The 25,834-nt window shown below is 55.0% G+C and carries 32 protein-coding genes and 3 tRNA genes; 13 read left to right on the top strand and 22 right to left on the bottom strand.

Translation table 11 applies throughout. The features are described from left to right. Positions 1–61 precede the first annotated feature (61 nt). The 7 genes from Q1K07_RS06335 to Q1K07_RS06305 all read left to right on the top strand — a co-directional run bounded on the left by Q1K07_RS06335 (position 62) and on the right by Q1K07_RS06305 (position 4,213). Positions 62–137 (top strand) — tRNA-Glu (locus Q1K07_RS06335). A 21-nt stretch (positions 138–158) separates the two neighbouring features. Continuing rightward, a tRNA-Gly gene (locus Q1K07_RS06330) sits at positions 159–233 on the top strand. A gap of 252 nt (positions 234–485) precedes the next feature. After that, positions 486–1,427: an ABC transporter ATP-binding protein gene (locus Q1K07_RS06325; RefSeq protein ID WP_300309258.1), complete on the top strand. Its 942-nt coding sequence runs from the start codon at positions 486–488 to the stop codon at positions 1,425–1,427. After that, a complete protein-coding gene (locus Q1K07_RS06320; RefSeq protein ID WP_300309257.1) occupies positions 1,424–2,197 on the top strand; it encodes an ABC transporter permease in 774 nt (257 codons plus the stop codon). Before Q1K07_RS06325 ends, Q1K07_RS06320 begins: the two co-directional genes overlap by 4 nt. A gap of 38 nt (positions 2,198–2,235) precedes the next feature. Beyond that, a complete protein-coding gene (gene queF / locus Q1K07_RS06315) occupies positions 2,236–3,084 on the top strand; it encodes an NADPH-dependent 7-cyano-7-deazaguanine reductase QueF (RefSeq protein ID WP_300309256.1) in 849 nt (282 codons plus the stop codon). A gap of 44 nt (positions 3,085–3,128) precedes the next feature. Continuing rightward, positions 3,129–3,689, top strand: a complete 561-nt coding sequence (locus Q1K07_RS06310) for a nitroreductase family protein (RefSeq protein WP_300309255.1) — start codon at positions 3,129–3,131, stop codon at positions 3,687–3,689. Positions 3,690–3,721: 32 nt separating this feature from the next. After that, positions 3,722–4,213, top strand: a complete 492-nt coding sequence (locus Q1K07_RS06305) for a YiiD C-terminal domain-containing protein (protein WP_300309254.1) — start codon at positions 3,722–3,724, stop codon at positions 4,211–4,213. A 69-nt stretch (positions 4,214–4,282) separates the two neighbouring features. On the opposite strand, the gene Q1K07_RS06300 is transcribed toward Q1K07_RS06305, so the two are convergent. Continuing rightward, positions 4,283–5,293, bottom strand: coding sequence for an Ldh family oxidoreductase (locus Q1K07_RS06300; protein ID WP_300309253.1), 1,011 nt, complete (start codon positions 5,291–5,293; stop codon positions 4,283–4,285). Between the two features lie 259 nt (positions 5,294–5,552). Here Q1K07_RS06300 and Q1K07_RS06295 point away from each other — a divergent pair. Beyond that, a tRNA-Ser gene (locus Q1K07_RS06295) sits at positions 5,553–5,640 on the top strand. A 186-nt stretch (positions 5,641–5,826) separates the two neighbouring features. Here the strand turns inward: Q1K07_RS06295 and Q1K07_RS06290 are convergent. From Q1K07_RS06290 to Q1K07_RS06240, 11 genes are all read right to left on the bottom strand, one after another. Further along, the gene (locus Q1K07_RS06290) at positions 5,827–6,993 is read right to left on the bottom strand and encodes a DUF3596 domain-containing protein (protein ID WP_300309252.1); all 1,167 of its coding nucleotides are present in this window, start codon (positions 6,991–6,993) and stop codon (positions 5,827–5,829) included. Between the two features lie 102 nt (positions 6,994–7,095). Further along, a complete protein-coding gene (locus Q1K07_RS06285) occupies positions 7,096–7,404 on the bottom strand; it encodes a hypothetical protein (protein ID WP_300309251.1) in 309 nt (102 codons plus the stop codon). Then, positions 7,401–7,652: a hypothetical protein gene (locus tag Q1K07_RS06280; protein WP_300309250.1), complete on the bottom strand. Its 252-nt coding sequence runs from the start codon at positions 7,650–7,652 to the stop codon at positions 7,401–7,403. The genes Q1K07_RS06285 and Q1K07_RS06280 overlap by 4 nt, the downstream gene beginning before the upstream one ends. Then, entirely contained in the window at positions 7,642–7,857 is a 216-nt protein-coding gene (locus Q1K07_RS06275; RefSeq protein WP_300309249.1) for a TraR/DksA C4-type zinc finger protein, read from the bottom strand. Before Q1K07_RS06275 ends, Q1K07_RS06280 begins: the two co-directional genes overlap by 11 nt. 1 nt (position 7,858) lies before the next feature. Then, entirely contained in the window at positions 7,859–8,182 is a 324-nt protein-coding gene (locus tag Q1K07_RS06270; RefSeq protein WP_300309248.1) for a hypothetical protein, read from the bottom strand. A gap of 17 nt (positions 8,183–8,199) precedes the next feature. Next, positions 8,200–10,866 (bottom strand): toprim domain-containing protein, encoded by a 2,667-nt coding sequence (locus Q1K07_RS06265; RefSeq protein ID WP_300309247.1) that lies wholly within the window; start codon positions 10,864–10,866, stop codon positions 8,200–8,202. 49 nt (positions 10,867–10,915) lie between these two features. Beyond that, positions 10,916–11,299 carry a hypothetical protein gene (locus Q1K07_RS06260; protein ID WP_300309246.1) on the bottom strand — a complete coding sequence of 128 codons (384 nt, stop codon included), beginning with the start codon at positions 11,297–11,299 and terminating at the stop codon, positions 10,916–10,918. 38 nt (positions 11,300–11,337) lie between these two features. Next, positions 11,338–11,607 (bottom strand): ogr/Delta-like zinc finger family protein, encoded by a 270-nt coding sequence (locus Q1K07_RS06255; RefSeq protein WP_300309245.1) that lies wholly within the window; start codon positions 11,605–11,607, stop codon positions 11,338–11,340. 2 nt (positions 11,608–11,609) lie between these two features. Continuing rightward, positions 11,610–11,810: a hypothetical protein gene (locus Q1K07_RS06250; protein WP_300309244.1), complete on the bottom strand. Its 201-nt coding sequence runs from the start codon at positions 11,808–11,810 to the stop codon at positions 11,610–11,612. Positions 11,811–11,849: 39 nt separating this feature from the next. After that, positions 11,850–12,053 carry a hypothetical protein gene (locus Q1K07_RS06245; protein WP_300309243.1) on the bottom strand — a complete coding sequence of 68 codons (204 nt, stop codon included), beginning with the start codon at positions 12,051–12,053 and terminating at the stop codon, positions 11,850–11,852. 39 nt (positions 12,054–12,092) lie between these two features. Beyond that, complete coding sequence (locus tag Q1K07_RS06240) at positions 12,093–12,317, bottom strand: DNA-binding protein (protein ID WP_300309242.1); 225 nt, start codon at positions 12,315–12,317, stop codon at positions 12,093–12,095. 123 nt (positions 12,318–12,440) lie between these two features. On the opposite strand from Q1K07_RS06240, the gene Q1K07_RS06235 reads away from it, so the two are divergent. The 4 genes from Q1K07_RS06235 to Q1K07_RS06220 all read left to right on the top strand — a co-directional run bounded on the left by Q1K07_RS06235 (position 12,441) and on the right by Q1K07_RS06220 (position 14,983). Continuing rightward, on the top strand, positions 12,441–12,821 hold the full coding sequence (locus Q1K07_RS06235; RefSeq protein ID WP_300309241.1) for a helix-turn-helix domain-containing protein: 381 nt from the start codon (positions 12,441–12,443) through the stop codon (positions 12,819–12,821). Between the two features lie 125 nt (positions 12,822–12,946). Beyond that, a complete protein-coding gene (locus Q1K07_RS06230; RefSeq protein ID WP_300309240.1) occupies positions 12,947–13,456 on the top strand; it encodes a hypothetical protein in 510 nt (169 codons plus the stop codon). Positions 13,457–13,575: 119 nt separating this feature from the next. Then, on the top strand, positions 13,576–14,631 hold the full coding sequence (locus tag Q1K07_RS06225; protein WP_300309239.1) for a GNAT family N-acetyltransferase: 1,056 nt from the start codon (positions 13,576–13,578) through the stop codon (positions 14,629–14,631). Then, positions 14,609–14,983 carry an ASCH domain-containing protein gene (locus tag Q1K07_RS06220; RefSeq protein WP_300309238.1) on the top strand — a complete coding sequence of 125 codons (375 nt, stop codon included), beginning with the start codon at positions 14,609–14,611 and terminating at the stop codon, positions 14,981–14,983. The genes Q1K07_RS06225 and Q1K07_RS06220 overlap by 23 nt, the downstream gene beginning before the upstream one ends. Before the next feature lie 363 nt (positions 14,984–15,346). On the opposite strand, the gene Q1K07_RS06215 is transcribed toward Q1K07_RS06220, so the two are convergent. The 9 genes from Q1K07_RS06215 to Q1K07_RS06175 form a co-directional block, all read right to left on the bottom strand. Next, a complete protein-coding gene (locus tag Q1K07_RS06215) occupies positions 15,347–16,216 on the bottom strand; it encodes a hypothetical protein (protein WP_300309237.1) in 870 nt (289 codons plus the stop codon). Beyond that, entirely contained in the window at positions 16,217–16,753 is a 537-nt protein-coding gene (locus Q1K07_RS06210; protein ID WP_300309236.1) for a hypothetical protein, read from the bottom strand. 420 nt (positions 16,754–17,173) lie between these two features. Beyond that, positions 17,174–18,190, bottom strand: coding sequence for a phage late control D family protein (locus tag Q1K07_RS06205; protein WP_300309235.1), 1,017 nt, complete (start codon positions 18,188–18,190; stop codon positions 17,174–17,176). Then, a complete protein-coding gene (locus Q1K07_RS06200) occupies positions 18,187–18,630 on the bottom strand; it encodes a phage tail protein (RefSeq protein WP_300309234.1) in 444 nt (147 codons plus the stop codon). The genes Q1K07_RS06205 and Q1K07_RS06200 overlap by 4 nt, the downstream gene beginning before the upstream one ends. 23 nt (positions 18,631–18,653) lie before the next feature. After that, positions 18,654–21,290, bottom strand: a complete 2,637-nt coding sequence (locus Q1K07_RS06195; protein ID WP_300309233.1) for a phage tail tape measure protein — start codon at positions 21,288–21,290, stop codon at positions 18,654–18,656. A 12-nt stretch (positions 21,291–21,302) separates the two neighbouring features. Next, complete coding sequence (locus Q1K07_RS06190) at positions 21,303–21,422, bottom strand: GpE family phage tail protein (protein WP_300309232.1); 120 nt, start codon at positions 21,420–21,422, stop codon at positions 21,303–21,305. Positions 21,423–21,448: 26 nt separating this feature from the next. After that, complete coding sequence (locus Q1K07_RS06185) at positions 21,449–21,745, bottom strand: phage tail assembly protein (RefSeq protein ID WP_300309231.1); 297 nt, start codon at positions 21,743–21,745, stop codon at positions 21,449–21,451. Between the two features lie 36 nt (positions 21,746–21,781). Next, positions 21,782–22,291, bottom strand: coding sequence for a phage major tail tube protein (locus Q1K07_RS06180; protein WP_300309230.1), 510 nt, complete (start codon positions 22,289–22,291; stop codon positions 21,782–21,784). A gap of 14 nt (positions 22,292–22,305) precedes the next feature. Further along, positions 22,306–23,481 carry a phage tail sheath protein gene (locus tag Q1K07_RS06175; protein WP_300309229.1) on the bottom strand — a complete coding sequence of 392 codons (1,176 nt, stop codon included), beginning with the start codon at positions 23,479–23,481 and terminating at the stop codon, positions 22,306–22,308. A 340-nt stretch (positions 23,482–23,821) separates the two neighbouring features. On the opposite strand from Q1K07_RS06175, the gene Q1K07_RS06170 reads away from it, so the two are divergent. Continuing rightward, positions 23,822–24,883 carry a hypothetical protein gene (locus Q1K07_RS06170; RefSeq protein WP_300309228.1) on the top strand — a complete coding sequence of 354 codons (1,062 nt, stop codon included), beginning with the start codon at positions 23,822–23,824 and terminating at the stop codon, positions 24,881–24,883. A 98-nt stretch (positions 24,884–24,981) separates the two neighbouring features. Here the strand turns inward: Q1K07_RS06170 and Q1K07_RS06165 are convergent, their stop codons facing one another. Further along, the gene (locus tag Q1K07_RS06165) at positions 24,982–25,824 is read right to left on the bottom strand and encodes a phage tail protein (protein WP_300309227.1); all 843 of its coding nucleotides are present in this window, start codon (positions 25,822–25,824) and stop codon (positions 24,982–24,984) included. Positions 25,825–25,834 lie beyond the last annotated feature (10 nt).

Below are 25,834 nucleotides of genomic sequence, written 5' to 3'. Positions count from 1 at the left end.
GTAGAGCACAACCTTGCCAAGGTTGGGGTCGCGAGTTCGAATCTCGTTTCCCGCTCCATGCGTCCCATTCGTCTAGTGGTCCAGGACACCGCCCTTTCACGGCGGGAACAGGGGTTCGAACCCCCTATGGGACGCCACTTCGCATCGCCTCCTCTCAAGCGGGAATAGCTCAGTGGTAGAGCACAACCTTGCCAAGGTTGGGGTCGCGAGTTCGAATCTCGTTTCCCGCTCCAGTTTTTGATTCATTGCATGAAAGCCAAGGTTGGAGTCGCGATCTGGAACGCTGGCTCTGTCGATTGCGCCTCTTGCTCTAATATCTCTCTGCAGCTTGCTTTTCGCACAAGTCTCTTGGACTTATCTGTCTGTGGGCTTGAAGTCACATTGCTTCACCCCCATATGTTAAGCCCTCTATCTAATCGTCTTCCTGACCGCCAAGCCAGTGTGCGGAAGGTGGCGATTCCTCTGACATTCTCCAGGATTTGCTCATGGCCGAACCGGCGCTGTCCATTCGTGGCCTGACCAAGGTCTACGGCAATGGTTTTCAAGCTCTCAAGGGCATCGATCTCGATGTTCAGCAGGGTGATTTTTATGCATTGCTCGGTCCCAACGGGGCTGGCAAGTCCACTACGCTAGGCGTGGTCTGCTCGCTGGTCCAGAAGACGGCAGGCAAGGTGAAGATCTTCGGCATCGATATCGATGAAGACTTCGCCAAGGCCAAGTACCACCTCGGCGTGGTGCCTCAGGAATTCAATTTCAATCAGTTTGAGAAGGTCATCGATATTGTCCTGGCCCAGGCGGGCTATTACGGCATGCCGCGGCGAGAAGCGCTGCCGCGGGCAGAAAGCCTGCTGCGTGATCTCAGCCTGTGGGACAAGCGCAATGGTGCAGCGCGCAACCTGTCGGGGGGCATGAAGCGCCGCTTGATGATTGCCCGGGCGCTCATGCATCGGCCAAAACTGTTGATTCTGGATGAGCCTACCGCCGGGGTGGATATCGAATTGCGGCGCAGCATGTGGGAATACATGCAGCGTATCAATCGTGATGAAGGCACCACCATTATCCTCACCACTCACTATCTGGAAGAAGCGGAAAGCCTGTGCCGCAACGTGGGCATCATCAATCGCGGAGAAATCGTCCGTAACACCAGTGTGCGTGAGCTGTTGGCCGAACTCGACACTGAGACCTTCCTGCTTGACCTGGCAGCCCCCATTGAACAGGCCCCGGTGATCGAAGGTTTTGAAGTGCAGCGGGTCGATGCCGCTCAGTTGTCGGTGATGGTGCACCGTGGTCAGCGGCTCAATGATGTTTTCGATGCGCTGCATCGTGAAGGCATTGAGGTCATGTCCATGCGCAATCGAGCCAATCGCCTGGAGGAAATGTTCGTCTCCATGGTGGAGCAGGGCAGCAAGAAGGAGATTCAGGGATGAATGCCAGTCAGATAGCAGTCGCGCTGTGGACGCTGGTGGTCAAGGAGATCAAGCGCTTCACGCGGATATGGCCGCAGACATTGCTGCCGCCGTCGATCACCATGACCATGTACTTCATCATCTTCGGCAACCTGATCGGTTCGCGTATCGGCGAGATGGATGGCCAGAGCTACATGGACTTCATCGTTCCCGGCCTGATCATGATGTCAGTGATCACCAATAGTTACTCCAATGTCGCATCCAGCTTCTTCTCCAACAAGTTTCAACGCAGTGTCGAGGAGATGATGGTGTCGCCCATGCCCAATTGGGTGATCCTGGCGGGTTTTGTGCTGGGAGGCATGGCGCGTGGATTGGGAGTCGGCATCATTGTCACTGGTGTATCATTGTTCTTTACTCGTATTCAGGTGGCTCATCCGCTGTTGACCATTGGCGTAGTGGTGCTGACGGCTGCGCTGTTTGCCATCGGTGGATTCATCAATGCGCTGCTGGGCAAGAAGTTCGATGACATTTCCATCGTGCCAACCTTTGTGTTGACGCCGCTGACCTATCTGGGGGGCGTGTTCTACTCGATTTCCTTGCTACCGACCTTCTGGCAAGCCGCGTCGATGCTCAACCCCATCCTGTATATGGTCAATGTCTTCCGCTACGGCTTTCTCGGTGTGTCAGACATCCCCGTTGGCTGGGCATTGCTGGCTGTCTTTGGTTTTATTGTGGTGCTGTTCGCCATAGCGCTGTGGATGCTGGAACGTGGCAAGGGTATTAGAACCTAACCCGGAGCATCCCAAGGCTTGCAACGAGATTTACCCTGATGACGAAATCTGTTTCCAACGAACGTCCGGCAACACTGGAACATGCTCCACTGGGGCGTGATGCCGCTTATCCGGAGCACTATGACGCGAGTCTGTTGTTTCCGATTCCCCGGGCAGCCAATCGGGCGCCACTGGGGATCAAGGAAGGCGAGCTGCCTTTTGTGGGCGAAGATGAGTGGCATGCCTTCGAGCTGTCCTGGCTCAATGCCAGGGGCAAGCCGATCGTTGCGGTGGCGCGCTTTCGCTTGCCTGCCGAGTCACCGAATCTGATCGAGTCCAAATCCTGGAAGCTCTACCTCAACAGCTTCAACCAGAGCCACTTTGACACTCGTGAAGATGTCATCGTCACGCTTGAACGCGACCTGTCTGCCGCGGCAGGAGCCAAAGTCCTGGTGGAGCTGTTCTCCGTCGATGCGGATGCCCTGCAGACGCGACCGTTGCCCGGCGAGTGTGTCGATGAACTGGATATCGATATCAATGACTATACCCCCAGCGCTGATCATCTACGGGTAAGTGAAGAGATTGTTGAAGAAACGCTGACGTCGCACTTGCTCAAGTCCAACTGTCCGGTCACTGGCCAGCCTGATTGGGGGAGCGTTCTGATTCGTTACCGTGGACCCAAGCTCGATCGTGAGGGGGTGTTGCGCTATATCGTGGGTTACCGTCAGCATCAGGATTTTCATGAACATTGCGTAGAGCATATCTTCATGGACCTGATGGCCAAGGCGCAGCCTGAGCGCCTTCTGGTGCTGGCGCGCTATGTCCGCCGTGGTGGCCTGGATATCAGTCCGTGGCGCGGAACACCAGGAGAGCAACCACCGATGCCATTGCGTCTGGCGCGGCAATAATGCCTTCTATTAGGGTTTTGTGATCCATATTCAGGAGATTATCGATGGATGCCATGACGTTGCTGCATGAGCGCAGTTCCATGGGCAAGTTGACCGGGCCTGCACCGAATGCCGAGCAGTTGGAGGCGATATACCGTGCTGCTGTACGGGCTCCTGATCATAAGGAATTGCGCCCTTGGCGCTTTATCGAGTTCTCTGGTGCGGGCCTGGAGCGCCTTGGCGAGCTGTTTGCCGAAGCCGAGTTTCGTGAGGACCCCAGTGCCTCGGATGATGTGCTCAATGCTGCACGCATGAAACCCAAGCGTGCACCCATGATTATCGCCGTGGTGGCCAAGGTGACGCCGGATGTTCCCGGTGTGCCGAAGATCGAGCAGGTGATTTCTGCCGGCTGTGCTGCCCATGGCATTGTACAGGCCGCCCACGCGCAGGGACTTGGTGCCATGTGGCGCAGTGGCAAGTACGCCTTCGATGCCACGGTACGCAAAGGGCTGCACCTGGGGGACGATGATGAGTTGATCGCTTTCATCTATATCGGCCAGATGGGCGGGCGCCACAAGCCTCTGCCAACGCATGACATCGACAGCTTTGTCGAGCACTGGAACTGAGTCGAACACGGGAACTGAAAAAGGGAACTCAAATGCGTCAGGTCGGTATTCCTCATCCTCGTCTCCCTCTGCCCGAAGCCGAGGACGACCTGGCGGCCTTTCTTCAGTGGCTGGAGGAAGCGATTCCCATGGTGAGCGCCATGGGAATCCGCGAGATGCAACGGGATGGGGACGCCCTCATCTGGGAGCTCGCTATTGAACCCAACCTCAATGACAAGGGCACCGGCTTTGGCGGAGGGCTGACTGCCCAGACCACCTTGCTCGGTTGGTGCTGGGTCACGTTATGGCTGCGTCATCAGGGCATCCAGCGTGATGTTGTCGTGGCAGAGGCCAGCCAGCGTTTTCTGGCCCCGGTGACCAGCGATTACCGTTTGGTGTGCAAGCCGGCAGAGGACGATGCTGCCAAGCGACTCGCGGAACAGCTTGATAAGAAGGGGCGAGGGCGTATTTCTCTGGTCCAGCAGCTCTGGTGTGGCGATACACTATGCCTGGAAGCCAGCGGCGACTATGCAGTGCTGAAGTAATCATCCGCCACTGGGTGGCTTCAGGACACCTCTTGAACACTTCTTGAACACCTCCACGAAAGCACTGTCCTACAGCAGCGCCTTGAGCTCGAGATATAGTGCCTCGGGAATCGTGACACCATTGACCAGGCTTCGCTCTCTGGCGGCATAGCGACGTTGCGAGGGCAAGCGTGCATCCTGATCAATGATCTCTTCGAACAGCCGCTCCGCATGGGATAGGTGCTGGGCAGCCTGATCTCCCAAAAGGACCTCGGGAGCAATGGCAATCAGCAGTTCACCGTGGAATGGCTTGCCGCTTTCCTCAGCAGTGGGCGCTTGGGTTTCATGACCCAGCAGATCACCAATCAAGGGCCCGGCCAGTAGCTCGATCATGGTCGACAGCGCCGATCCCTTGTGCCCCCCGAAAGTCAGCATGGCACCTGCAAGGGCTTCTTCGGGGCTGGTGGTGGGGTTGCCGTCGGCATCCACCGCCCAGTGGTCAGGTATCTGCTTTCCCGCACGACGATGCAGTTCGATTTCTCCGCGTGCCACAACGCTGGTGGCAAAGTCGAAGGTATAGGGTGTCTGGCCCGGTCGAGGCCAGGAAAAGGCGAAAGGGTTGGTGCCGAGCAGAGGCCTGCGGCCACCGGCAGGGGCAACGAAGGCATGAGTGGGGTTCATGGCAATGCCGACCACCCCTTGTGAGGAAAGCGCTTCGACTTCCGACCAGAGTGCCGAGAAGTGGAAGCAGTTATTGATACCCAGTAGAGCAATACCGGCTGTTCTTGCCTTCTTCACCAGCAGCGGCAGGCCTTGTTCCATGGACAGCAGCGAGCAGCCCTGGTGTGCGTTGACCCTGACAACGGCGGGCGCTTGATCAATGATCTCTGGTTCGGCACGCGGATCGATGGCGTTGAGGCGAGCCGCTTCGACACAATTGAGGATGCGATACAGGCCATGGGAGTGGCATTCATCGCGCTGAGCCGCCAGCACGCTACGCGTAATGGCAGCAGCATGGGCATCGCTGAAGCCATTTCGGGTCAGAATGTCGAGACTGAGCTGCTCAGCCTGCTGCAGGGTCAATGTAACGGTATCGGACATGATTTTCCTTGAGTGCCTGTCGGCGAGGGGAGGTGGTTGTTATCAAGCTCAACATTAGTGTTTCAAGGTAAAACTTCCTGCAGGTGCTCTCCATGCCACTTCCGTCGATGGCCGGGCCGGAGCCACCGGCGAAGGAGAATGGAACAGAGCAGAAGACAGAAATTGTCTTGCAATCGCGAACTTAAGCCGTTAAAGTATGCGCCGTCTTGAGCGAAACGGTACGCGCAACGCGCTGCAGAAGTGCTTGGGATGACAATGCGGAGGGGTGTCCGAGTGGTCGAAGGAGCACGCCTGGAAAGTGTGTATGTCGAAAGGCATCGAGGGTTCGAATCCCTCCCCCTCCGCCACAGAATTTTGAAGGGAAATCAAGCATTTAGCTTGGTTTCCCTTCTTCGTTTTGGACCCTTGGGAACGGTTTTGGGAACAAATCTGGGAATACGAATATACGAAGAGTCGTTTTGACAGTTCTTTATACCGTTATCTCAAGGCCAATACAGAACCGCCCCGAAGGGCGGTGTGGTGCTGGAGATGGCTTACATGCCCAGGTGCTTCTCAATCAGCTCCGAGACGTTCTGGCCATCAGCGTGAATCCATTTGCCGTAGCGGCGCTGGATCATGTTGATAGTGGAGTGGCCGACATGGTTCGAGATCCAATGGAGAGGCACATCACCCAGAGATAGCATCTGGCTGATGAAGGTATGCCGGCACTGGTTGGGGCCCCGGTAACGCACACCGGCTTTTGCCAAATGCGTCTTCCAGAACCGCTGGCGAATGGCATTCTCATAGAAGGGCTTGCCGCTCTGCGAGTTGAGAAACACCAGGCGTAGCTTTTCCTTTCTCACGGTACGGTTGTCACGGTCGACGATTTCGTAAGCTAACTCCGGCAAGCTGCCGGTGAGAGCATACTGCTCCTGGAGCGCCTCTCGAGCCGGTTTCAGTAAGTGATGTACACGCGTCGAACGTTTGGTCTTGGTGACCTTGAAACGTCCGCGGACGACCGCGCGCCGGTAGCGGATGATCCCTTTCTCGACATCAAGCACATCCTCCCAGGCCAGTGCCTGGGCTTCGGAGATCCTCGGGCCGTCATACAGAGCGAACTTGATCAGGTTGAGCTCCTGGACACGTTTCGTCGGTGTGGTTAGGATCTTCTCGATCTCGCTGCGAGTGAATGGGTCGGGATCCTCGTCATCCGGCAATCGGACAGTGATGCCCTGGGTCGGGTCGAAGGCTTTCTTGTTGCGAGTGGCATAGAGTCGGAAAGTTTGCCGCATGATGCTGACAATCTCCTTGATCGTCTTGTTGGCCAGCTTTTTGGCCAGGTCTTTCTGGATCCAGTTCTGGAGTTCGATGTGATCGATGGCATCGGCTTGTTCTGCCCCCCAGCGTGGGCGCACATGGGTCTCAGTTTTTGAAGCGATGCCTCGGTAGCTTGAATAGGCGAGCTCGTTTTCCTTGATGGCTAGCCACAAGTCTAGGTAGTAGCCGAACCGATTTTCATGAAGACGGCTGGAATCCGGAAAGTGCCGGACGTAGTCAAAGGTGCCATTCTCAATCTCGTAGTGGATGATCGTCACAAGCCGCTTGGCATGTTCGATATTGCGACTGGTGGCTGCTCCAGGAAGGGGCTCGCGGCAGAGCTCTCCCTGCCAGCGAAAATATACGCGCACAGTGTTACCGCGTACTTCGACGCCGTCTGCCATCGTGGAATCTCCAATGACGAAGAAAATGTGTTGTGGGAAAGGGCCGCCCGACTGGGCGGCAAGGCCGAGCCTGCAACTGACCTGTAGGAGTCGATATGGTGTTCAGGCACTCCTGGGGCGTTGCCGCAAATACCAGCGGCGAAATCGAGAGCGTATGGCGTGAAACGTAGCTGCGACCTGCGGGTGATGATCCAGTTCGGCCCGGCTCTGGATATTGCAAGCGGCGCATAACCACTCCCGAGCATCCTGCTCGCTATGGGTGCCATCGGGGAGCTGGCTGATGCACAGGCCGAGCTTGTGGCGCTTGCGATGATCCAAATAGAGCCGAAAGCCTGGATCCTGACAGAGCATGGCAGCTGCTTGTGCCAATCGGCCGCCCTTGAGGGAGTGAGTGGTAATTGAAGGCATCATGATTGTGGCCCTCGTTCCAGTTGTTTGAGTGCTTTGCGAGCAGCGGTGGTGAACGCTTTCCGGTGACTCGTCTTCTGAGTGCAGGTGACCTCCAGGCGAAGAAGGGCGCCAGTGGTGATCTCCAGGGTGTAGCCGGCACCATCCTTGATGAGCATTAGCTCGAGGCTGGAACGAGCATCGTCGACAGAGGTATGGATCAGGCTGGTGATCCGTTCTTGCTTCGCCGGGTGCAAGTGATCAGCGGACATGGTGGCGCTTCTCCTCGAGCATGGTCTGACATTCAATGCAGGTGGTGGCCCAGGGCGCCGCTTTGCGGCGGGCGGCAGGGATCTCGCTTCCGCACTCCTCGCATTCGTCGTCAGTGACAAGGGCATCCGGTAGTCGGCGCTGGGCCAGGATGCCTTCCAGGCGGCGTTCCATCAGTTCAGTGGCAATATCAGCGTTGTCGGCCATGTCAGCTCCTTGCATGGTTAGGTTGTGGTGTTGCCCGATGTGCGTGGTGTGCAGGCAAACGGGCGAGATCGATGCCGAGCTTGTGGGCGATATGGTCCAGCCCGGCATCGGTGAATTCGGAACGGCCGTAATGGGTCCAGCCGCAGATGGGGTGCCAGTAGATGCCAGTGGCCACCATCACCAGGTGGGTGTTGCCGCGGTAGCGGCCGACAGGCAAGTTGTTGGGGCCGAGAACCTTGGCTTCTCGTAGTCGGCGGACCAGAGTGTTGCGGCCCAGGTTGAGCAATGTGGCGGCCTGATCGAGGGTGTAGGTACGTTGGTACATGCGATCCTCCTCCCGGGTTATGCCTGGAACACCCAGCACTTCACGCTCGCGCCGTTAAGGCGGATGCGGGAGCGCACGGTGCGGTTGGCGTCGACGAACTTGTGAGTTTTACTGCCCTTGAGGTAGCGCTTGAGCTCGCGGATCTCGGGCACGCGGAGCTTGTGCTCGGCGCAGGTACGCTCGAAGTCCTTGAGATTGATGGCCACCAGGTCTCCCTCGGCCCCGTAGTGATCAAGCACCGGTTCGACCTTGAGGCCTTCGAGGTACTCGATGGCTTCCCAAAACTCGGCGACCAGGGGATGGTCGGCGTTGATAGATTGCTGGCGTTCATGGGCCATTTGCCAGACATGGCCGGCGGCGATGTCGATGGTCTGGGCATCGAATAGCCTCAAACCTTCAGGGCCGAGACAGTCCACCAGGGCCATCAACTGGCCGTGGCACTTGGCGATACGCAGTACTTTGATTTCGGGGGCATCGGCCAGGCGCTCAGCGTAGGTTCTGGCGCGTTCGTTGATCAGATCGAGCAGGAGAGCTTCGCGTTGCGCTACGTCCAAGGCGAACTGACTGACATGCTTGAGCTCGGCTTTTTCCAAGGCCTCGGCCAGCTCCTTGGTCTGGCGATTCTGGCCTTCACGGGTGAAGTGGAGGTGGCATATGCGGGTCTGGATGGCCTCGCCGGCCTGCACGGTGGCGTTCTGGCTGATGACGATGCTGCCCCGGAAAGGCGGTTCATAAGTGTCGTTACCGCTGTTTTTCACACCGCGGGCACGGATGCTGCGTCCGTTAAAGGCAGTCTTGAGCTCGTCCCAGTCGAATTGCTTCTGTTTGGTCCCACCTTCCTGCTCACGGTCGGATTCGATGAGCACAACCGGCAGGTTGGCGACCTGGGCGAAGTTGCGAGAGCGAGCCGGCATGGTGGCTTTGGAGGGGTCAAAACCCTCGTAGTCACGGCGGCCGACCAGCTTCCATAAGAACTCGATCAACGTCGATTTACCGGCACCGGCCTCGCCGACGATCTCCAGGAAAGGGAAGCTGCCCTGATGGGCACGGATCTGTTCCGCGAGCAGGCTGCCCAGCCAATAGGCCAGGGCCACCACACCTTTTGCACCGAAGGCTCCCAGCAAATGGTGGGTCCAGTCAGTCCTATAGGCATTGCGATCCGGGTTGATATGCAGGGTGACCGACTGGCTCAGCGTCTTGAGTTGCCTGCGTGGACCGAGTTCGAAAAAGTCTTCACTGTTGATCGTGATGACCTTCCCACCGGCGACGGCAAGGTCGCCGAATACATAGGCGCCGTGTTCTTTGCTATAGCCGATGAAATCGATGGTTTCGACGGTCTTGATGCTGCCGATCTGGTCCTGCAGCAAGGTATCCAACTGCTGGCTTGTACCGGTCCAGACCGCCCCAGGAGCGACGCCAAGCAGACGTTTCTTGTACTCGCTGGCACTCGCCAACTGACCGCCCGAAAAAGTGTTCTTCACCGGAGGGCGGCCATCGGGAAACTCAATGCGATAGTAGTACCAGCTTTCGTCGGTAACGGAGTTGGCCTGGTAGTACAGTGCAGTGGGATAGCAGGTGCAGATCCGCTTTACGTTGCCGGACTGTTCCAGGGCAGCATCACGCAGTTTGGGATCGAGACTCTGCTGATCGTCGCCATCAGCACCTTCGGCACGAACAGCGCGGTCGAAGGCATCGACGTCCAGCTTCCACCACCAGATCTGGCGTTTGAACTCGAACCAGCACTCCCGACGCTCGGTGCGCTTGTAGAGAATCAGCGCCTTGGCCATGGCGGTGGGGGCCAGAAGCAAGTCACCGTGGTAGCGATAGGTAGCGTAGTGGTCATCGGTAAGTTCGCCGCGTTGGTGGGCATCATTCCAGTCCTGCCGACCACCACCAGGGATCTGTGCAGCCCGGCACTCCCAGCCCGCTGCCCGCGCTCGCTTTACGTGCTTGAGTATGGCGTTCTGGCCTGCGCGGTTACTATCCAGTGCCCACACCAAGGTCGGGCGTGCAGTACCTTCGGCATGAGCAGCATCGGCCAGGGTCTTGAGGGCGTGCTCGGGATAGTTGGCGCAGCTCATCGCCGAGACCGCTGCTTTGCCGTGGTGGTAGTGGGCGATGGCATCGAAGATGCCTTCGACGATCCACACTTCTTCGGCAGTGGCCAGGTCAGCAACTGTTAGCGCAGGAGGCTGCCACCAGTAGCCCTTGTACTGACCAGCGAAATTGGCCTTCTGCTTACCGAAGCGCTCTGGCTCGTCGAGCAGTCGCTCCCAGTGGGCGCCTCCGGGAAGAACGAAACGCACGGTGGCGCTGCCGCCAACATCCGGCTTCCAGTAGCTATCCTGGCTATACCAGCCACGAATACGTTCCAGATCGAAACCACGGCCATCGCTCAGGTAGCCATCAGCGACTGGCGTCGCACTTTTGGCCCGGTGCTCTGGGATGTCGTAGCGCTCGGTCCAACTTGAGAACAGTTCCGGAAACAGCTCCTTTACATGGATCTGGGCACCGCAGTTGTTCTCTCGCCCACACTTGAGCATCCACGGTGTTTCAGCCGAGATGTAAGCCTCACGCTTACCGCAGGCGGGGCACTGCACCTTTTGCAGGTACTGACCCCGTTCCTGAGCGCGGTAGTCGCGCTTCAAGCGCGCAAGAATGTCCTGGCGCAGCGATGGATTCACGCTGTGCCTCCTCTGTTTCGTGATTAGAGAACGTGCTGAAAAGAGCGGGCTATTGCTCGATGACGGTGGGGCTGTGCCGCTCGCGGGTGAAGACGATGGCTCGATCTTCCTGTCGCGCCTGGTCGAGCATCTTCATCAAGTCAGTAATGGTGAATACCACCGGGTATTTTTCTTCGGTGCGCACCACCACTACATGAGAGGTCGAGGCCTCGACATCGATACGAGCTTGCTGATTCGTCGCCTCGATCTCGGCATAAGCCTGGATGGCGGCCAGCTCTGCGTTCTGCTCTGTCATTTCATGGACGCTCATCAGGTGCTCAATGCAATTGGCCAGAGCGTTGACGCGACTTTCCCAGCGATCTCGGAGCAGTCTTGCTGCGGCGAGGTTGCGGGCATCCAAGTGTGGGCGGCGCAATGGAGTAACGGTTGGCATGATCAATTCCCTGAAAACGTAGGATGAGTAATCGAATGTCAGGCGCTGGCGATAGTTGTCTGTGACAGGGCCAAGTCGCGAAGCCGGGGAACCAGAGGCAGTCTCACCGTAGGATTCGGTATATCGCTGGGTGTGATGGTGTGGGTGATTTCGATCGAGACCTTTCCACGCCATCCACAGTTTTCGTTACGGCACTCGACGATCGCGTCGCGATAGAGCGGAGTGAGCCCCTGGCTCTTTCGGATCCGAGCGGTCTCGCCACAATGCGGGCAAGGAATGCGGTGTCTATTCTGGTGTTGGATACTCATCGTTATCGTCTCCCTGCGGGGTAGAGGGCACGCCCGCGTCCGGTCAGTCCTTGGGTACCCTTGCGCAAGCGTCGGCGCACGAGCCATTCGGCGGCTTCATCCAAGGTGTTCAGGCGTTGCTGGGTACGAACCTGTTCCAGTACGGCTTCGAGCTCGTCATCCATCGGAAGGCGAAGTTCGTCATGGAGTGAGGCGTCAGCCATAAATCCAGTGCTCCTTGAGGTCCTCAAAAGGGCCTGCCGTTACGACGCCTGTTGCGGCACTGTGAGGGTGTCGAGGCTGGCAATGCCCAGTGTTTCTAGTGCCTCTTTCATCACCAGCTGACGCAACAGCACAGCCTTGTCGATGCCGGTGTAATCGACCAATGCATCGATCAGACGTCGTTCGTATTGGTCGAGGTTGATGGCGCCGTAACGGGAGCGCACACGTTTGGGATCCTGGTACATGGCAGATGTCCTTATGCAGCAGGTCAGGAATGAAACGGGTTATTCATTGGAAGCCGAGGTCGGGAAGTCATCGATCACGCCTTCCTTGATACCCAGCAGGACGGCCGCGCGATGCGCTTCACCACGCAGGCCTTTCTTGCGGCCGGCCAAGAGATCGCTGACCAGGTTGGGATTGAGATCATGAGTTCGGCTGAACTCGGCGATGCTCATACCGCATTGCTCGAGCATCTTTCGTGCTTGCTCACGTGTGAGGGGGACGGGCATAGTGTTAACTCGTGTTCGTTCGTGTTTACTAAAGAAATGATGGTTCACATATGTGAACCTGTCAATAGGTAGGGTTCAAAATTGTGCACTTTGGGTGAGCGACTAAAAGGAGAGCGCTCCCGCTTGGCTATGAGCCAGACAGAGTTGGCGGCGATTGGCGGGGTAGGGAAGACGACTCAGATCAATTACGAGAAGGGAACTCGGAGCCCCGATACGAATTATCTGACGGCCGTTGCAGAGGCTGGTGTTGATGTTCTGTATGTCATTACTGGTGAACGGCGAGAAGCTCTCGTAGCAGCCACAGGTGATAAAGAGATCGATGTCGATTTCTTGGTAGATATAGCGAATCAGCTTGATCGCATCATTCGTCAAGCTGGCAAGAAGTCGCCGGCAGGACCGGACTATGTACGGGCGGTGGCCGAGGTCTACAACTTCCTGGTCCAGGAAGGCTCGCGTGACTCGGAGACTACTGCGCGGTTGCTGAAACTGGTGGTGAATCGATAGGAGGAAACGCAGCGCTGTAAAAAGAAGAGGGTCGATTCTCAGACTTCTGGCAAATGATCACAAAGCCACATAGACCGGGGCGTAGATCCTGGCGTGGCGTATGCATTTATAAGGAATACGCAGAAATGAACAGGAAAGAAGGTCTGGATGACCTGGCCACAAGGATCAGTGCGTTAGTCAACGAGCTACCCAATGATGGCCGGGAACGGGCAATGACGGTGACCGTGGGGGGCGACAACCACGGCAATATCACCTTTGGTAATCACATTACTATCAATACGGCGGTGGAGCCTCCCGAGCAAGAGCGACCGTTGACCGATGCGGATCTCCGTGCAATCAAGCATCAGGCTACACGGCAGCAACGGCATGCACTGATCCGTTCCTACATTAATGTCCCATTTGTGTTGATGACGCTGATTGCGGCAGGCGTTATCGCTTCATTGCTGAGCGGCCATCTATGGCAGCTGGTGAATGGCGGTTCTCCTTGGCTTGTTCCTGCAGTGTTTGGTGCCGTATTTATGCCTATTGCGTATTGGGCGGCTCAGCTGAAGCGACGCGAGCAGCCGCTCATAAGAGAGGCGAAAGATACGCTGGAGTACGTCCGTCAGATGCAGCACCGACGGCGGGTGACGTAGGGCCAAACGGACATCTCATGATAAATCGCTCAGGTGTTAGTCGCCGTGTCCTCGATGACAGCAAGGCATAGTGCCTGAGCAATGAAAAGAAGATGGGCTATGACGTAAGGAGCGCAGGGATGAATCTAGTTGCACGATACTTTCGGGATATAGACTTGAATGATGCCTTTTTTGATTCGTTGAAGGGAGACTATTCCGAGTTTTCCCTTTGGTTCGATAAAAAGGCAAGGGCAGGGGATAGCGCTTACGTTTTTTATAATGATAGTGGTGGAATTGATGGTTTTCTTTATCTCAAGATAGAGGACGAGGGATTGGACGATGTCACCCCTCCATTACCATCCGCGCGCCGCTTAAAAATAGGTACCCTAAAAATCAATCCTCACGGGACTCGGTTGGGTGAGAGGTTTGTCAAAAAAGCTTTTGATCATGCTATCGAGAATGAGCTAACAGAAATTTATGTGACAGTCTTTTCAAAGCATTCCGCACTGGTTTCCCTTTTTCAGCGCTATGGATTCGTGGTTGCAGGTGAAAAATCGACCCATAATGGTATCGAGCTAGTACTGCTGAAGAAGATTTCAGCAGAGTACTCCGATCCTCTCATGAACTATCCTCTTGTCGACGTTCGTCCCAATCGAAACTTTCTTCTTTCTCTTTATCCTAAATGGCACACCCGACTCTTACCTGACTCCATTTTAAATAATGAGCATGCAAGCATTGTTCAGGATGTCTCCCACACTAATAGTATTCACAAGGTTTATCTGACCAAAATGCGTGGTACCGAGTGTTTGCGCAGAGGGGATACTCTTCTAATCTACCGCACCTCAGACAATGCTGGTCCTGCCCGGTACCGGTCTGTAGTGACGTCAGTATGTATGGTAGAGGAAGTTAGGAGCATCAGAGAGTTCTCAGAATTCGATGAATTTTATAGATACTGTGAACCGTATAGCGTTTTCAGTTCAGAAGAGTTGCGTGGATTTTATGCCAGAAAAAATTACCCGGTAATCATTCGTTTCAGCTATAATTTGGCTTTAAAGAGACGAATCACAAGAGGGGAGCTAATTGATCAATTTGGCCTTAATGAGCATGAGTATTGGGGCTTTATGAGACTGCATAGCGAAACTATGAAGCGTATATGTATCGAGGGTGGTATTAATGAAAGTCTTATTGTCGATTAAGCCTGAATTTGCTGATTCTATTTTGGATGGTAGTAAGCACTTTGAATTCAGAAAAAACATATTCAAGCGGGATGGTATTGAAAAAGTAGTGATATACGCGACCATGCCCGTCGGTAAGGTAGTCGGCGAGTTTGACGTTGGAGGCGTTATCGCATTAGAGCCTGAAGAGCTGTGGGAAGAAACCAAGACTCATGCAGGGATTAGTTTTAGCTTTTTCGAGTCGTACTTCAGCGGGCGCGATAGGGGGTTTGCTATCAAAGTTAAAAATCCCAAGCGCTATGAGCAGCCAGTTGCACTCGATGATCTTATCCCCAATGGGATCGCACCGCAGTCCTACAGGTACATCAACTAGAGTTTACGCAATCATGTGCGGCGGGGCTGAAACTCGCCGCCAGCCTTTGGGCTGGCATTCACATGATGGCTGTGCGTTATGATGCCTAGCGCTCCCGTTCGTGCTGCGCGGAGCGAGGAGGAAGACTGTGCACAAGAAGCTATATGTGCCAGGCTCCGATATACGCGCTGCCATTCTGTTTGAGTTGCGTTCAGCGCATCGGCTTCGCTGGCATATGTCGGACGTAGTTGTTTGGCATTGTTGCCATCACCGGCAAGCACGATCTGTCGTTTGGCCCCGCTAGTTAAACAGACAAATACTTTTTGGCCAGATATAGTGTTTTTGTAAATACAAGCGCTAACCGCATGGCTAGCGCTTTCTTTTTTAATCTCTTCTTTTGCTATTTGCAACGAATATGGTATTGGTGAGAGATGATTTGTAGATGTCTTCATCTAGAAATCTGAGTATTCTCTTCAGTGTTTTTTTGTCTTCTGGGAATTGGATTTTTTCATTCCCCTGTTCATCTTGTTCAATATTTATGTTGACATTTAGTTCGTCAGCCTTTGTTTTTATGGTGCTTACTGTTAAATCGCTAAATCTTTCCTCTTTTGTTATGAAAGCAATTTTTTTTCTGCACCAGTTGTCGATTAGAGCCATTGACTCATCTCGCTCATACCCTGAAAAAAGCTCCCCTTCAAAAAAATCATTCACATCCTGTTCTGTGGCTTCTTTGAAGTACATATCCATGTCAAATAGCCTCCTTGCATTGTGAAGGCTTTTGAAGTAAAGGTCTAAACTTTCTCCATTTTCTTTTACTACGGCTGCTAGTTTATTATCTAGTGAAAGTGCTAAGCCTTTAACTCGTTCAAAGGAGTTTCTAGACCATAGCAAAGTGAATTTGTTGCTAATTATTTGTCTGCGATCAAAGATTTGTAAGCCTATAGTATAGCCTTCATGATCTTGGATTCCGAAGAAGAAACCTTTGACTTCTATTTCTTCACTGGTATTCCATGGGATAACACCTGCAGGCTCTTTGACTGCTTCCATAATACCATCTAGATCTTCAAAATCTTCTATCTTGAAAGCCTCATGATTCTCAGGGCGGTATTGTGCATCTAGAGCATGGCATTCCTCGAAGGCCATGAAATCTTCGATTTGTTCTTGAGCAGTTTCGGATAGTTCGTCTTGAGCTTCTCCTTGTAGTATAACTTTTCGAATTCTAGGAGCTTCTTTTGTTAATGCAAACAGTTCCATTTACTTCTCCTGCGTTTTATAAGATTCAACTACCGTGTATGGAGTTGCATAAGCTATTTTTTTTATTTGCGAACAGTTTACCAGCTGTTTCTTTGTTATAAGTAATAATGTATTTCCCGTGCTGAGAGATATTTCGTAAAACTTGTAGCCAAATATGGAGAGGAGAGGGTTTGTGTAAAAAGATTTTGAAGCCCATACAAAAATAAAAAACAATGCGCCAAAGAAAAGGCTTGTTGCAAGTGTAAAGAACTCGCTTGTGGCACCCATTAGAGGTATTAAATATGATACGAAGTAGCCGGATATTTCTTTGTCTGCAGGCCTGAAGCTTGTGATAGTTATGTTTTCGCAATATGATTTTTTTTCTACTAGCTTAAGGGTTAGAGAGCATATGAGGCCTAATATCAATGTGGATGACAACAGTACAGCCGACAAGAACGGCATTGAAGACTTTGCCGCAATGAACGAGTAAGTAAATAATATTGGGGCAACGCAAGTTGCCGTTAAAGCAGTTTTGGGTAGCGGCCCTAGCGTGTCCATTCACATTCCCCTGTCTTTATTAGACATTATCAATGTCCTTTAGCTTTGAAAAGCTCTTCCCATCTTGTAGTCCATCTCGGCGTGTGGTGTGCGTAGTGTTAGGTACCAGGCGAATGAGATTGATCCCCACCGCCGGACCGCGGGAGTTGATCTGGGCGCGGTATTCTGATTTGCGGGGTGTGGTGGTACGGCAGGTACGGATCGCGATGGCGTGATGTGGGTGATCGCCTTCATTGCTCGGCGGAAACGGCCAATGGCGTGAGGTACGGTCGCCAGCCACGCTTGGAGCATGACGCCGAAGGATAGGCGTCCTAGGAATGCTGCCAGGGAGGCCGAATTCGTCACTGTCGATTTTAGCATGTGGCTAGGGACGGCCTAGACTCACTTGATCGCGGCCATCTCGATTTTCTTCTCTGACGTCTATCTTACGCCTTTCACCTCGCACTGCACTCGTGTGCCGAAGCCGCTGTCTCCGAGAGTGTGCTCCACCTCTGTCACCAACCAGGGCGTCGCGTCGATCTCTGGCTTGAATCCGTACACTGCCAGAGGAGATTCGGGTAACACGTCCGCTCGGCCCTGGACCAGTGTCAATTCGAACTCTGCCAGACCACGCTGAATGCGCTGCCATTCCGATTGGGCTGCGTTCAGCGCATCGACTTCGCTGGCATATGTCGGACGGAGTTGTTTGGCATTGTCGCCACCACCGGCCAGCACGATCTGTCGTTTGGCGCCGCTGGTGTTGTTCCAGTAAGCCTTCACACCGCTGTAGGCGTCACGGTCAGTGATGCTGTACCGATGCTGGTCGCCATCACGTCGTGTCAGGGTGATGGTGGGCATGCTCTGGCCGCTCGCGGTGAGTGCCTTGCCCGCGAGAGTGAACAGCATGTGACTAGCCTTCACGGCAGCGATGGCATCGTGACGTTCGCCCAGGCGGGTCAGGAAATTGAGATCCGACTCCTCGGTCTGGTCGATGTGGCTGACGCGAATCCCCACCAATGTCTTGCCGATTACGGGTTCCAGGCTATGACGCCTGGCAATGGTCTCGACGATTTCTCCCAAGGTCAGATTGTGCCAGCTGAAGGTCCGCTTTCCGGGCAGTTCTCCGCGCATGTCGGCAGATCGTGCACGCAAGGTGAGCTGGTCGGGTGAACCGCTGTGCTGGACTTCATCGACGGTGAACAGCCCCTTGTCGACCAGTCCTTCATCCTGCCAACCAAATGCCAGGCGCAGCTCGGCACCCCGCCGGGGCAGGACCAAGGCGCCGTCATGATCGGCCAGGGTGATGTCCAACTGGTCGGCTTCGAGGCCACGCTGCTCGCGCAAGCGCAGTTCAATCAGTCGGCCATTCAAGCGTGGTGTGATGTCTTCGCCCGCAAGGGTGAGGCGGTAGCTCGGGCGTCGGTAGCGAGGAGTATCGTTCTGATGGGCCGTGGTCATACAAAGGCCCCTGCTAGTCGGGCGACCCCGTAGGTAGTGAGATCGCCGATCAAGTCGGTGCGCTGATCATCGACGTGTTCGAGGGTAATGGTGAACTCGATCTTCTGGGCGGCGCCGTCACGATAGAAGGTGCTCGAGGTCTCGTCGACAGCTGTGATGACCCATAGCCCATACTGCCGGCCGGTACCTTCGACCAGTGGCCAGGCCATGCCTTCGTCGGCCATGGCGCGGATCTCGTCCAGGTCCATGCGGCCTCCGGTGAACTCCGGCAACAGGGTGCCGGAGAGTGTGATGGTGTCGGTCCCAGGACCCACGAACTGGTAGGCGGGACGATCACCGACACGAGACTGGCTGGCATGGCGCCACTGAGTGGTACGTTGAAGCTGCTGGTAGGGCACGGAGCGTGTCTGGAAGACGAACATGCCAAGGGCCATCAACATCGGGAATGCTCCTGGTGGTAGGGTCAGTCGATGTCGCGCAGTGAAGACCGGCGGCGGGCGGCTTTCTGGCGATCGCGTTGCTCGAGGATCCGGTAAACTTCTTGCGCCAGGGTAGTGACATCCTGGCTTGGGGATCCGTGGACATGAATGGTGATGTTGTCACCAGGCACTTGGGCACTGGGTGCTGGGGCGGTCAGTGCCGGCCGCCGATCGATCGACACATCGGCCATGGCTGGAACCGCCAAACTCCCGATAGCCAGGCCGGCTCCGGCCTTGGCCACCCGCTGAGCAATATCGCGCACCCGCTTGGCCGGCTCGTCATGCTGGCGATCAAGACCGGCGTTCAGGCCGTCGATGGTGTGGACGCCCAACTCGGCAAAGACGCGCGATGGTGAATGGATACCCAGCTTCTCCTTGAACCAGCTGACCACCGCATCTGCGGTGTTGCCGATCGCATCCCGTAGTGTCTGCCAACGTTCGTTGATGCCGTTGATCAGCCCATCCAGCAGGTTGGCACCGAAGCCAGCAAAGACCCGCGACGGCGAATGGATGCCCAACGTCTCCTTGAACCAGTTCTTGATGCTATTGCCGAGCCCCATGATGATGTCACCGACGCGGCTTAGCCCCCCGGTGATGCCACTCACGAGGCCGTCGATGATGGCGCCACCCAGGGTGGAGAATTTGGCTGGCACTTCGATACCCAACGTTGCCAGAGTGGTGGAAATCCCGCGCCATAGCAGTCCCAGTGGACTCCAGTTGAGTATCAGCCGGGTGATATCGCCGATACCTCCACTGAAAGCCGCCTTGACGTCTTCCCAGCGCTGGCTGAACCAGGCACTGATCTTGTCCCAGTTCCGATACACCAGGTAGGCGGCACCCGCCAGCGCAGCGCACGCCGCGACGATGGCCATGATCGTCAGCGATACGGGATTGAGTGACAGAAGGGTGAGGGCATAACGCACCATGGCAATAGGGCCCAGTATCGAGGCCAGCATCATGGTGAGCGCACCTCCTGCCGATACGACAGCGGCCAGCACGGCAGCGATCGTTGTCAGGGTACTGGTCAGACGTGGGTTTTCTTTCATCCAGTTGCCCACGGCCCGGGTAATGTCAGTAACGTTCTGAATCAGCTGACGCAGTGGACCTTCGTTGGTATCGGTGATAGTGATGCCAATTTCTTCCCAGGCACTACCCAGTCCCTGCAGATCGCCTTGGATGTTGTCCGCCATGGTCTTGGCGACACGTGCGTTTTCGCCGGCGGCATTCTCGAGGATCTCGACAAACTTTTCGACACCGGCAGCGCCCTGCTGGGCGATGAGCTCAGCCATTCCTGCACCGGGCTCTTCGCCAAAGATATCTTTCAGATAGGCTGCGCGGTCGGCATTACCCATGTTCTCGGTGGCCTTGGCCACGTCGGCGAGGATCTTGGGGACATTGCGCAGGTTGCCTTCGGCATCCTTTGCGTTGACTCCCAGCTCCTGGAGTGCTCCGGCGGCGTTACCCGTCGGAGCGGCAAGGCGTGTCATCATCGCACGTAGCGTGGTGCCGGCCTGGCTGCCCTGAATACCCACGTTGCCCAGCAGGCCCGCCATGGCGGCAGCTTCTTCTATCGAGACACCCATCGCGCGGGCCTGGGGCGCGACGTATTTCATCGACTCGCCCAGCATTTCAAGATTCACGTTGGCCCGGGTCGTGGTGGCGGTCAGGACGTCACCAACGCGACCCATTTGCTCAGGGTCGAGCCCAAAGCCGGACAGAATGTTTGAGGAGATGTCAGCGGTGCGCCCCAGGTCGGTGCCGTTGGCTTTGGCCAGGTCCAGCATATCGGGCATGGCGGCCATGATCGCATCGGGGTCGAAGCCAGCCATGGCCAGGAAGCCTTGGGCGTCGGCAGCCTGAGTGGCACTGAATGATGTACTCGAGCCCAGTTCCCGCGCCTGATCACGCAAGGCCTGCATCAGCGGGTCGTCTTTGCCTAAGCGTGTCAGCGCCTGCACGCGGGATATGGCTGCGCCATAGTCGACGCCTGGGGTGAGCATGCGTGCACTGCCATAGAGCGCGGCACCACCGGTGGCAACACCGGTCGCCCCAACTCCCGCCATACGGTTGAGATGCCCCATGGTTCGGCCATAGGCACGGCTGGCCTGTGTCGCACGGCGCTGCTGGTCTGCCACGCGCTTCAGGCGAGTTTGCTGTTGTGCAATTTGCTGGTTTGCGTCGCGAACCCGACGGGCGAGTTCGCCTTGCTGATGGTTGAGCGAGCCGTTGACGTCGCTGACCTGTCGCATCCGGGAGCGAAGCTGTTGTAGCTGCTGCTGTTCGCCTGCGTACTGCTGTTTGAGCTCGCGAGCCTTACGGATGGCTGCCTCGCGTTGCCGAGTGAGCTGCCGGGTGGGGCCTTCGGCATTTCTGATTTGCTGGGTGAGTTCCCGTACCTGGCGCTGTTGGTCATCAAGCGCACGGGCCGTCTGTTCGCTGTTACGCTTGAGGTTGGTAAAGCCCCGCAGGTTTTTTTGCGCAGCTTCAAGGGAGCGCAGTTCGTCTCGGCTCGCCTTTAAGGCCTGGGCCGTCTTGTTGCTACCTTGAGTGATCTTCTTGAGCGGGCCGGTGGCCTTATCGATCGCTCCCAACAGAACCTCGAGTTTGAGCGGTTTGGCCACCAGCAGCTCCTGTCAGTTGTCATCGTCCTGGGTGCGGCGACGGGCGCGGTCACGCCATTGCATCAGTTCGGTGAGGGAGAAGCCGGCGCAGTCTGCCGGCGTCCAATGGAAGGTGACGGCGAGATCCGCCATCGCTTCCTCGACATGGTCAGGCAGGGCTAGGCGATCTCGCCCTTGGCCCGCTTCGTCAGCAAAAAACTGGCGATGGCACCCCCGATCTGTACCAGGTCAGCCGGATCGAGATTACGCATCTCGGGCTCAGTGAGAGCAGGACTCGATAGACGTGGGGTGAGCTTGACCAGGGCATCGACCTGCAGTTGAAGAACTTCAGAGAGTGCCAGACCTCGCAGCTCTCCGGCGGTGGGCTTGCGCAGGAAGATTTTCTCGATGGCTTTCTCACCGCGCTGGATGGGAGTCTCGAGGGTGATTTCTTCAGTGTTCGCTTTATTGGTCATGGTGCTGGTTCCCAAGGAGTGAAAGAAGAGGAGGGGTTACAGGCCTAGCGCTTTGCGGCGCTCGGCATAGCGATCTTCGCCATTGACCTTGAATACCAGGCCAGGCACGTCGATCTCGATGATGGTGGCGCCATCGATTTCGAGCTTGTAGTAGCTGCAGCTGGTGGTGACCTGGTGGGCGGTGTTGTCGCCGACCTTGGCGTCTCCCATGGCGATCTGCTGGTGACGGCCACGCATGACGACGGTGACAGCAGAGGTCTGGCCTACGTCGTCACGTTCGTAGAAGCCTTCGAAGCGCAGTAGGTCGGCATCGAGGCGGTTGGTACCGAAGTTATCGAAGATTGCCGGTACCAGGCCGCCAATGGTCCACTCGCAGGTGATCTTTTCCCCACCCAGGTCGATATCGACCGGGGCATCCATTCCGCCACCGCGCCATTCCTCCATCTTGCGGGCGAGGGCGGGCAGAGTCAGGGTGTCGACCAGGCCTTGCCAGTTATCGCCATTACCGAACAGGTTCAGGTCCTTGAGTTTCTTGGGCAATGCCATGGTTCAGCTCCTGGTTAGCCGTTGATCCGTGCAGCAAAGTCGACCAGGTACTGGTCAGTGATGCGCTGCTGGAACATGAGGTTTTCGAGAGGGGGCACGGGGGTATAGTCGTAGTCGATGTACAGCTTGCCGGCCTTGAGGGTGGTTTCGCTGTTGGCCTGTTCGTTGAACCAGGCATTGCCATCGATGATGTAGCCCAGTGCCTTCCATTCACGGAACTTGGCATTGATCCCTTCGATGATGTCCTTCACCAGGGAGGCATGCATTGGCTTGTCGATAGCCCACAAGTGCGCCTCGGCCATGGTATCGGCCACCACCTGGGCAGTTCTTGTATAGTTTTCGAACGGGAAGAGGCCATCGGTATCGCAGGTGCGTGAGCCCCAGAAACGGAACCCGCCCTTGTTGATCAAGGTGGTGACATCGGCCGCATTGAGTACACCAGCATCCGTTGCAGGGTTCTGCAGGTCCCAGTAGACCTCTTTCGCAAGCCCACTGACGCCGTTCACCGGCACGTTCGACAGGGTCTTGTGCCAGCCGACGGTCTCGTCGAGTTGAGCACGCAGGCCCAGGGCTCGGGCCACGGCGGAGAGTTCTACTGTCTCGCCGGCGGTGGTATCGAAGCCGGTGAACTCGGGCCAGATCACCATCGCCTCCCGAGCGCCGAAGTTCTCGCGATAAAGCAGCACCTCATCGACGGTAGAGCAGCCATAGGCGCTGATATAGGCAAAGGCCCGCAGCTGCTGTGCGATAGAAATCAATTCGGCAGCGATATCGACGTCATCAAGTTCGGGCACGCCAAGGATGCGTGGCTTGATACCGAAGGACTGTTGCGCTGAGAGCAGCGCTTTCATGCCGGTCTTCTTGCCGGTGACGGCATCGACGCCACCGATCACATTGGTCTTTGTTTCGGTCTCAGTGGCGCCTTCTGCCACCCGCACTACAACGATCAATGGTTTGGCCTGATCGGCAATAGCATCCAGCGAGCGGGACAAGGTACCGGTAGTGCCGGAGTTGCCGATCGCTTCATAGACATCGGTGACCAGCACCGGGGTATCCAGGGGAAAGACAGTGGCATCAGCGTCGTCGGCGGTTGCAACGAGGCCGATCACCGCTGTACTGATGGTGCGGATAGGCCGAGTACCTTCGTTGACCTCGACAACGCGTACACCGTGATGATAGTCGGTTGCCATGTGGGCTCCTGCGCAGGGCTTGATACGGTTCAGCGGAAACATGAAATCACGCTGGTATCGTGCGGTGCGTGGTGGCCATGGGTAAGTGGTATAGGGTGTCGGAAGGGGGATTCACACCTTGACCTAATCGGCAAGGGGGCTGGCTTGGCTCAAGCCTTCGGTATCGAGCGGGGGCTATGCCCTGCTATGGGGGCTGCTTCCACATCATAGTGGTGTCAAAAATCATAAGAATAATTTTGGTTTGACTAAACTTTTACATCTAGTGTTTTCTGTATAAAATCTCGACTTACTATCTTTCATTACACCAATTTGGCATTGGATACTCTAGGAAATATCTATAATGGAATTCGATAATCTTAAGGTCCTAATCCACATAGGTATGCCAAAGTCTGGATCTACAGCAATCCAGAACATGCTTAGACAAAACATGCAGTCGCTCTTGAGCCAAGGAATATATTTTCCACTGTCCCCGATCAAAGAGAATGACAACCAAGCAGTAGTAGCATTGTGTAGAGACAAAGAGGATCTTCCACGAGACATCTACAATCGATGTAAAGATCTATCTCAGGAAGAGATTGATAACCTGATGTTGTTATGGCTAGAGAATGTTGGGAAGAAGTGCAATGATGAGAGTATAAATACAGTTGTTATTTCTAGCGAGTACTTGTTTTCTTGCACAGACTCAGAGATAAGAAAACTCAAAAAATGTCTTACTGAACATCTTGGTGATGTCGAGTTTGAAGTGGTGTGCTACGCAAGGGATCCTATCAACTACTGGACATCCCTGGTTAAGCAACTATTAAAGGCGGATTATTCACTTGTTTTTGACCCAGAAATTAATTACAGCTCTCTCTTATCATATAAAAGAATCTTTAGAAATTTAAAGGTATTCGATTTTTCCGATAAAGAATCATATGGCGGAGATATAGCATATCACTTTTTTGAGCTACTGGGTTGTCATAGAGATGGGATGGATCTTCAACTTGACAATAGGAGCAATGAGTCATTTTCGACTGAAGCCGCTAGTATTAATAGAGAGTTTAGAAAATCACGTTTCAAAGATAGAAATGGGGTTTTTACTGAAGAAAGTAGAAGGTTCCTGAGGGTCCTGTCGAATGCTGATAAATCTATGGAGAAGCCTCAAGGATCAGGTCTTGTCGATAATATAAAAAACATTGTGTACTCAAGAAATATAAAGTCTATTGAAATGCTGAAAAATGAGTTTGACATTAATTACTCAGAAAGCAGTATCGAAGTGGTCGATAGTAGCGGTGATATCAGCCTAGAATCAATCGATGACTTGTTTTATGTGGACCACACCAGAAGAGAACGTTTATTAATGGATGTATGCTGTCGATTGTCCAATAGGCTAGAAAAATCTGAGCGAAGCGCAGGAAGATAGGCCGTCTTAGGGCATAGTCGATATACGTCTTAGAAGCTGTCATGAGTCGCTATGTAGTGCCAAATAGCCCCGCGTACGCGGGGCGTTGGGCAAAGAGCTTAACAGCCTATCGCGAGATACTGAAAGATAGTTTTGTTGTTCACATCACCAGTCAAGGCTCCATCACTTGGTCGCCTGCTCCACGCTCTAAATGACGAAAGGCCTTCAGGGGATGCACCAATAGAGTGGCAGCCAGGGCCATTATCAGATGCCAATACAATAAAGAATTTATTGGGAAATGAAATTGGTGTATTAATCAACACACCTTCACTTGTGGTACTTATTTGACCAGTAACACCCCACTGTAAGATGATGCCGGAAGATAGTTTCTGCCATCCGATATCTACGTTAGAAGAAGAAAACAAGCCATTGACCGCCTGGAAGACTTTAAGAGAGGTCATAGCCCGTAAGTCATCCAAGCCTTCCAGCGCCTCCGTTTCATCGGCCAGCTCGACCACCCCCTTGACCGTCTCGCTGGCAGGCGGATTGCTGAATGAGGTATCACCGAATGTGAGGTTGGTGGCATCCAGGGTGCTCAGCACCACGTCGACCGTCATCAGCAGGTTGCCAGAGGTCGATTTCTGCACAACAGAATCTGTGGGGTGGGAATAGACGGCGAACAACGTGCCGCTATCGGTGTATAGCCCGAATTCATTCACCGTGTAAGTGTCGTTCGATTCATCGGTGATCGTCACGCTGATGGTATCGTCCGCCACCACAGTGCCGGCGATCGTATCCAGGCGCTTGATTTCCTCCTGCAGCGTGGTGGCGGCAGGGTCGGGAGCATAAAGGCTTGCGCCTACTCCCACTTGAGCAATGGTAACCGGCGCAGTGCCGTTGTTGGCGGCGTTGATGACCTCGGCACGGCCAGCGTCGGTGATGGTGATCTGTATCGATGCCATGCGTTAATTC

The sequence above is a fragment of the Halomonas sp. genome (assembly GCF_029263665.1).
Taxonomy (GTDB): Bacteria; Pseudomonadota; Gammaproteobacteria; order Pseudomonadales; family Halomonadaceae; genus Halomonas.
Note: the sequence above shows the minus strand (reverse complement) of the source record. Positions and strands in the feature narration are given on the sequence as shown.

What these genes read in the sequence shown, in the direction of transcription:
- Q1K07_RS06325 (WP_300309258.1), top strand. Translation starts at nt 486, where the DNA reads ATGGCCGAACCGGCGCTGTCCATTCGTGGCCTGACCAAGGTCTACGGC.
- Q1K07_RS06320 (WP_300309257.1), top strand. Translation starts at nt 1,424, where the DNA reads ATGAATGCCAGTCAGATAGCAGTCGCGCTGTGGACGCTGGTGGTCAAG.
- queF (WP_300309256.1), top strand. Translation starts at nt 2,236, where the DNA reads ATGACGAAATCTGTTTCCAACGAACGTCCGGCAACACTGGAACATGCT.
- Q1K07_RS06310 (WP_300309255.1), top strand. Translation starts at nt 3,129, where the DNA reads ATGGATGCCATGACGTTGCTGCATGAGCGCAGTTCCATGGGCAAGTTG.
- Q1K07_RS06305 (WP_300309254.1), top strand. Translation starts at nt 3,722, where the DNA reads ATGCGTCAGGTCGGTATTCCTCATCCTCGTCTCCCTCTGCCCGAAGCC.
- Q1K07_RS06300 (WP_300309253.1), bottom strand. Translation starts at nt 5,293, where the DNA reads ATGTCCGATACCGTTACATTGACCCTGCAGCAGGCTGAGCAGCTCAGT.
- Q1K07_RS06290 (WP_300309252.1), bottom strand. Translation starts at nt 6,993, where the DNA reads ATGGCAGACGGCGTCGAAGTACGCGGTAACACTGTGCGCGTATATTTT.
- Q1K07_RS06285 (WP_300309251.1), bottom strand. Translation starts at nt 7,404, where the DNA reads ATGATGCCTTCAATTACCACTCACTCCCTCAAGGGCGGCCGATTGGCA.
- Q1K07_RS06280 (WP_300309250.1), bottom strand. Translation starts at nt 7,652, where the DNA reads ATGTCCGCTGATCACTTGCACCCGGCGAAGCAAGAACGGATCACCAGC.
- Q1K07_RS06275 (WP_300309249.1), bottom strand. Translation starts at nt 7,857, where the DNA reads ATGGCCGACAACGCTGATATTGCCACTGAACTGATGGAACGCCGCCTG.
- Q1K07_RS06270 (WP_300309248.1), bottom strand. Translation starts at nt 8,182, where the DNA reads ATGTACCAACGTACCTACACCCTCGATCAGGCCGCCACATTGCTCAAC.
- Q1K07_RS06260 (WP_300309246.1), bottom strand. Translation starts at nt 11,299, where the DNA reads ATGCCAACCGTTACTCCATTGCGCCGCCCACACTTGGATGCCCGCAAC.
- Q1K07_RS06255 (WP_300309245.1), bottom strand. Translation starts at nt 11,607, where the DNA reads ATGAGTATCCAACACCAGAATAGACACCGCATTCCTTGCCCGCATTGT.
- Q1K07_RS06250 (WP_300309244.1), bottom strand. Translation starts at nt 11,810, where the DNA reads ATGGCTGACGCCTCACTCCATGACGAACTTCGCCTTCCGATGGATGAC.
- Q1K07_RS06245 (WP_300309243.1), bottom strand. Translation starts at nt 12,053, where the DNA reads ATGTACCAGGATCCCAAACGTGTGCGCTCCCGTTACGGCGCCATCAAC.
- Q1K07_RS06240 (WP_300309242.1), bottom strand. Translation starts at nt 12,317, where the DNA reads ATGCCCGTCCCCCTCACACGTGAGCAAGCACGAAAGATGCTCGAGCAA.
- Q1K07_RS06230 (WP_300309240.1), top strand. Translation starts at nt 12,947, where the DNA reads ATGAACAGGAAAGAAGGTCTGGATGACCTGGCCACAAGGATCAGTGCG.
- Q1K07_RS06225 (WP_300309239.1), top strand. Translation starts at nt 13,576, where the DNA reads ATGAATCTAGTTGCACGATACTTTCGGGATATAGACTTGAATGATGCC.
- Q1K07_RS06220 (WP_300309238.1), top strand. Translation starts at nt 14,609, where the DNA reads ATGAAAGTCTTATTGTCGATTAAGCCTGAATTTGCTGATTCTATTTTG.
- Q1K07_RS06215 (WP_300309237.1), bottom strand. Translation starts at nt 16,216, where the DNA reads ATGGAACTGTTTGCATTAACAAAAGAAGCTCCTAGAATTCGAAAAGTT.
- Q1K07_RS06210 (WP_300309236.1), bottom strand. Translation starts at nt 16,753, where the DNA reads ATGGACACGCTAGGGCCGCTACCCAAAACTGCTTTAACGGCAACTTGC.
- Q1K07_RS06205 (WP_300309235.1), bottom strand. Translation starts at nt 18,190, where the DNA reads ATGACCACGGCCCATCAGAACGATACTCCTCGCTACCGACGCCCGAGC.
- Q1K07_RS06200 (WP_300309234.1), bottom strand. Translation starts at nt 18,630, where the DNA reads ATGTTGATGGCCCTTGGCATGTTCGTCTTCCAGACACGCTCCGTGCCC.
- Q1K07_RS06190 (WP_300309232.1), bottom strand. Translation starts at nt 21,422, where the DNA reads ATGGCGGATCTCGCCGTCACCTTCCATTGGACGCCGGCAGACTGCGCC.
- Q1K07_RS06185 (WP_300309231.1), bottom strand. Translation starts at nt 21,745, where the DNA reads ATGACCAATAAAGCGAACACTGAAGAAATCACCCTCGAGACTCCCATC.
- Q1K07_RS06180 (WP_300309230.1), bottom strand. Translation starts at nt 22,291, where the DNA reads ATGGCATTGCCCAAGAAACTCAAGGACCTGAACCTGTTCGGTAATGGC.
- Q1K07_RS06175 (WP_300309229.1), bottom strand. Translation starts at nt 23,481, where the DNA reads ATGGCAACCGACTATCATCACGGTGTACGCGTTGTCGAGGTCAACGAA.
- Q1K07_RS06170 (WP_300309228.1), top strand. Translation starts at nt 23,822, where the DNA reads ATGGAATTCGATAATCTTAAGGTCCTAATCCACATAGGTATGCCAAAG.
- Q1K07_RS06165 (WP_300309227.1), bottom strand. Translation starts at nt 25,824, where the DNA reads ATGGCATCGATACAGATCACCATCACCGACGCTGGCCGTGCCGAGGTC.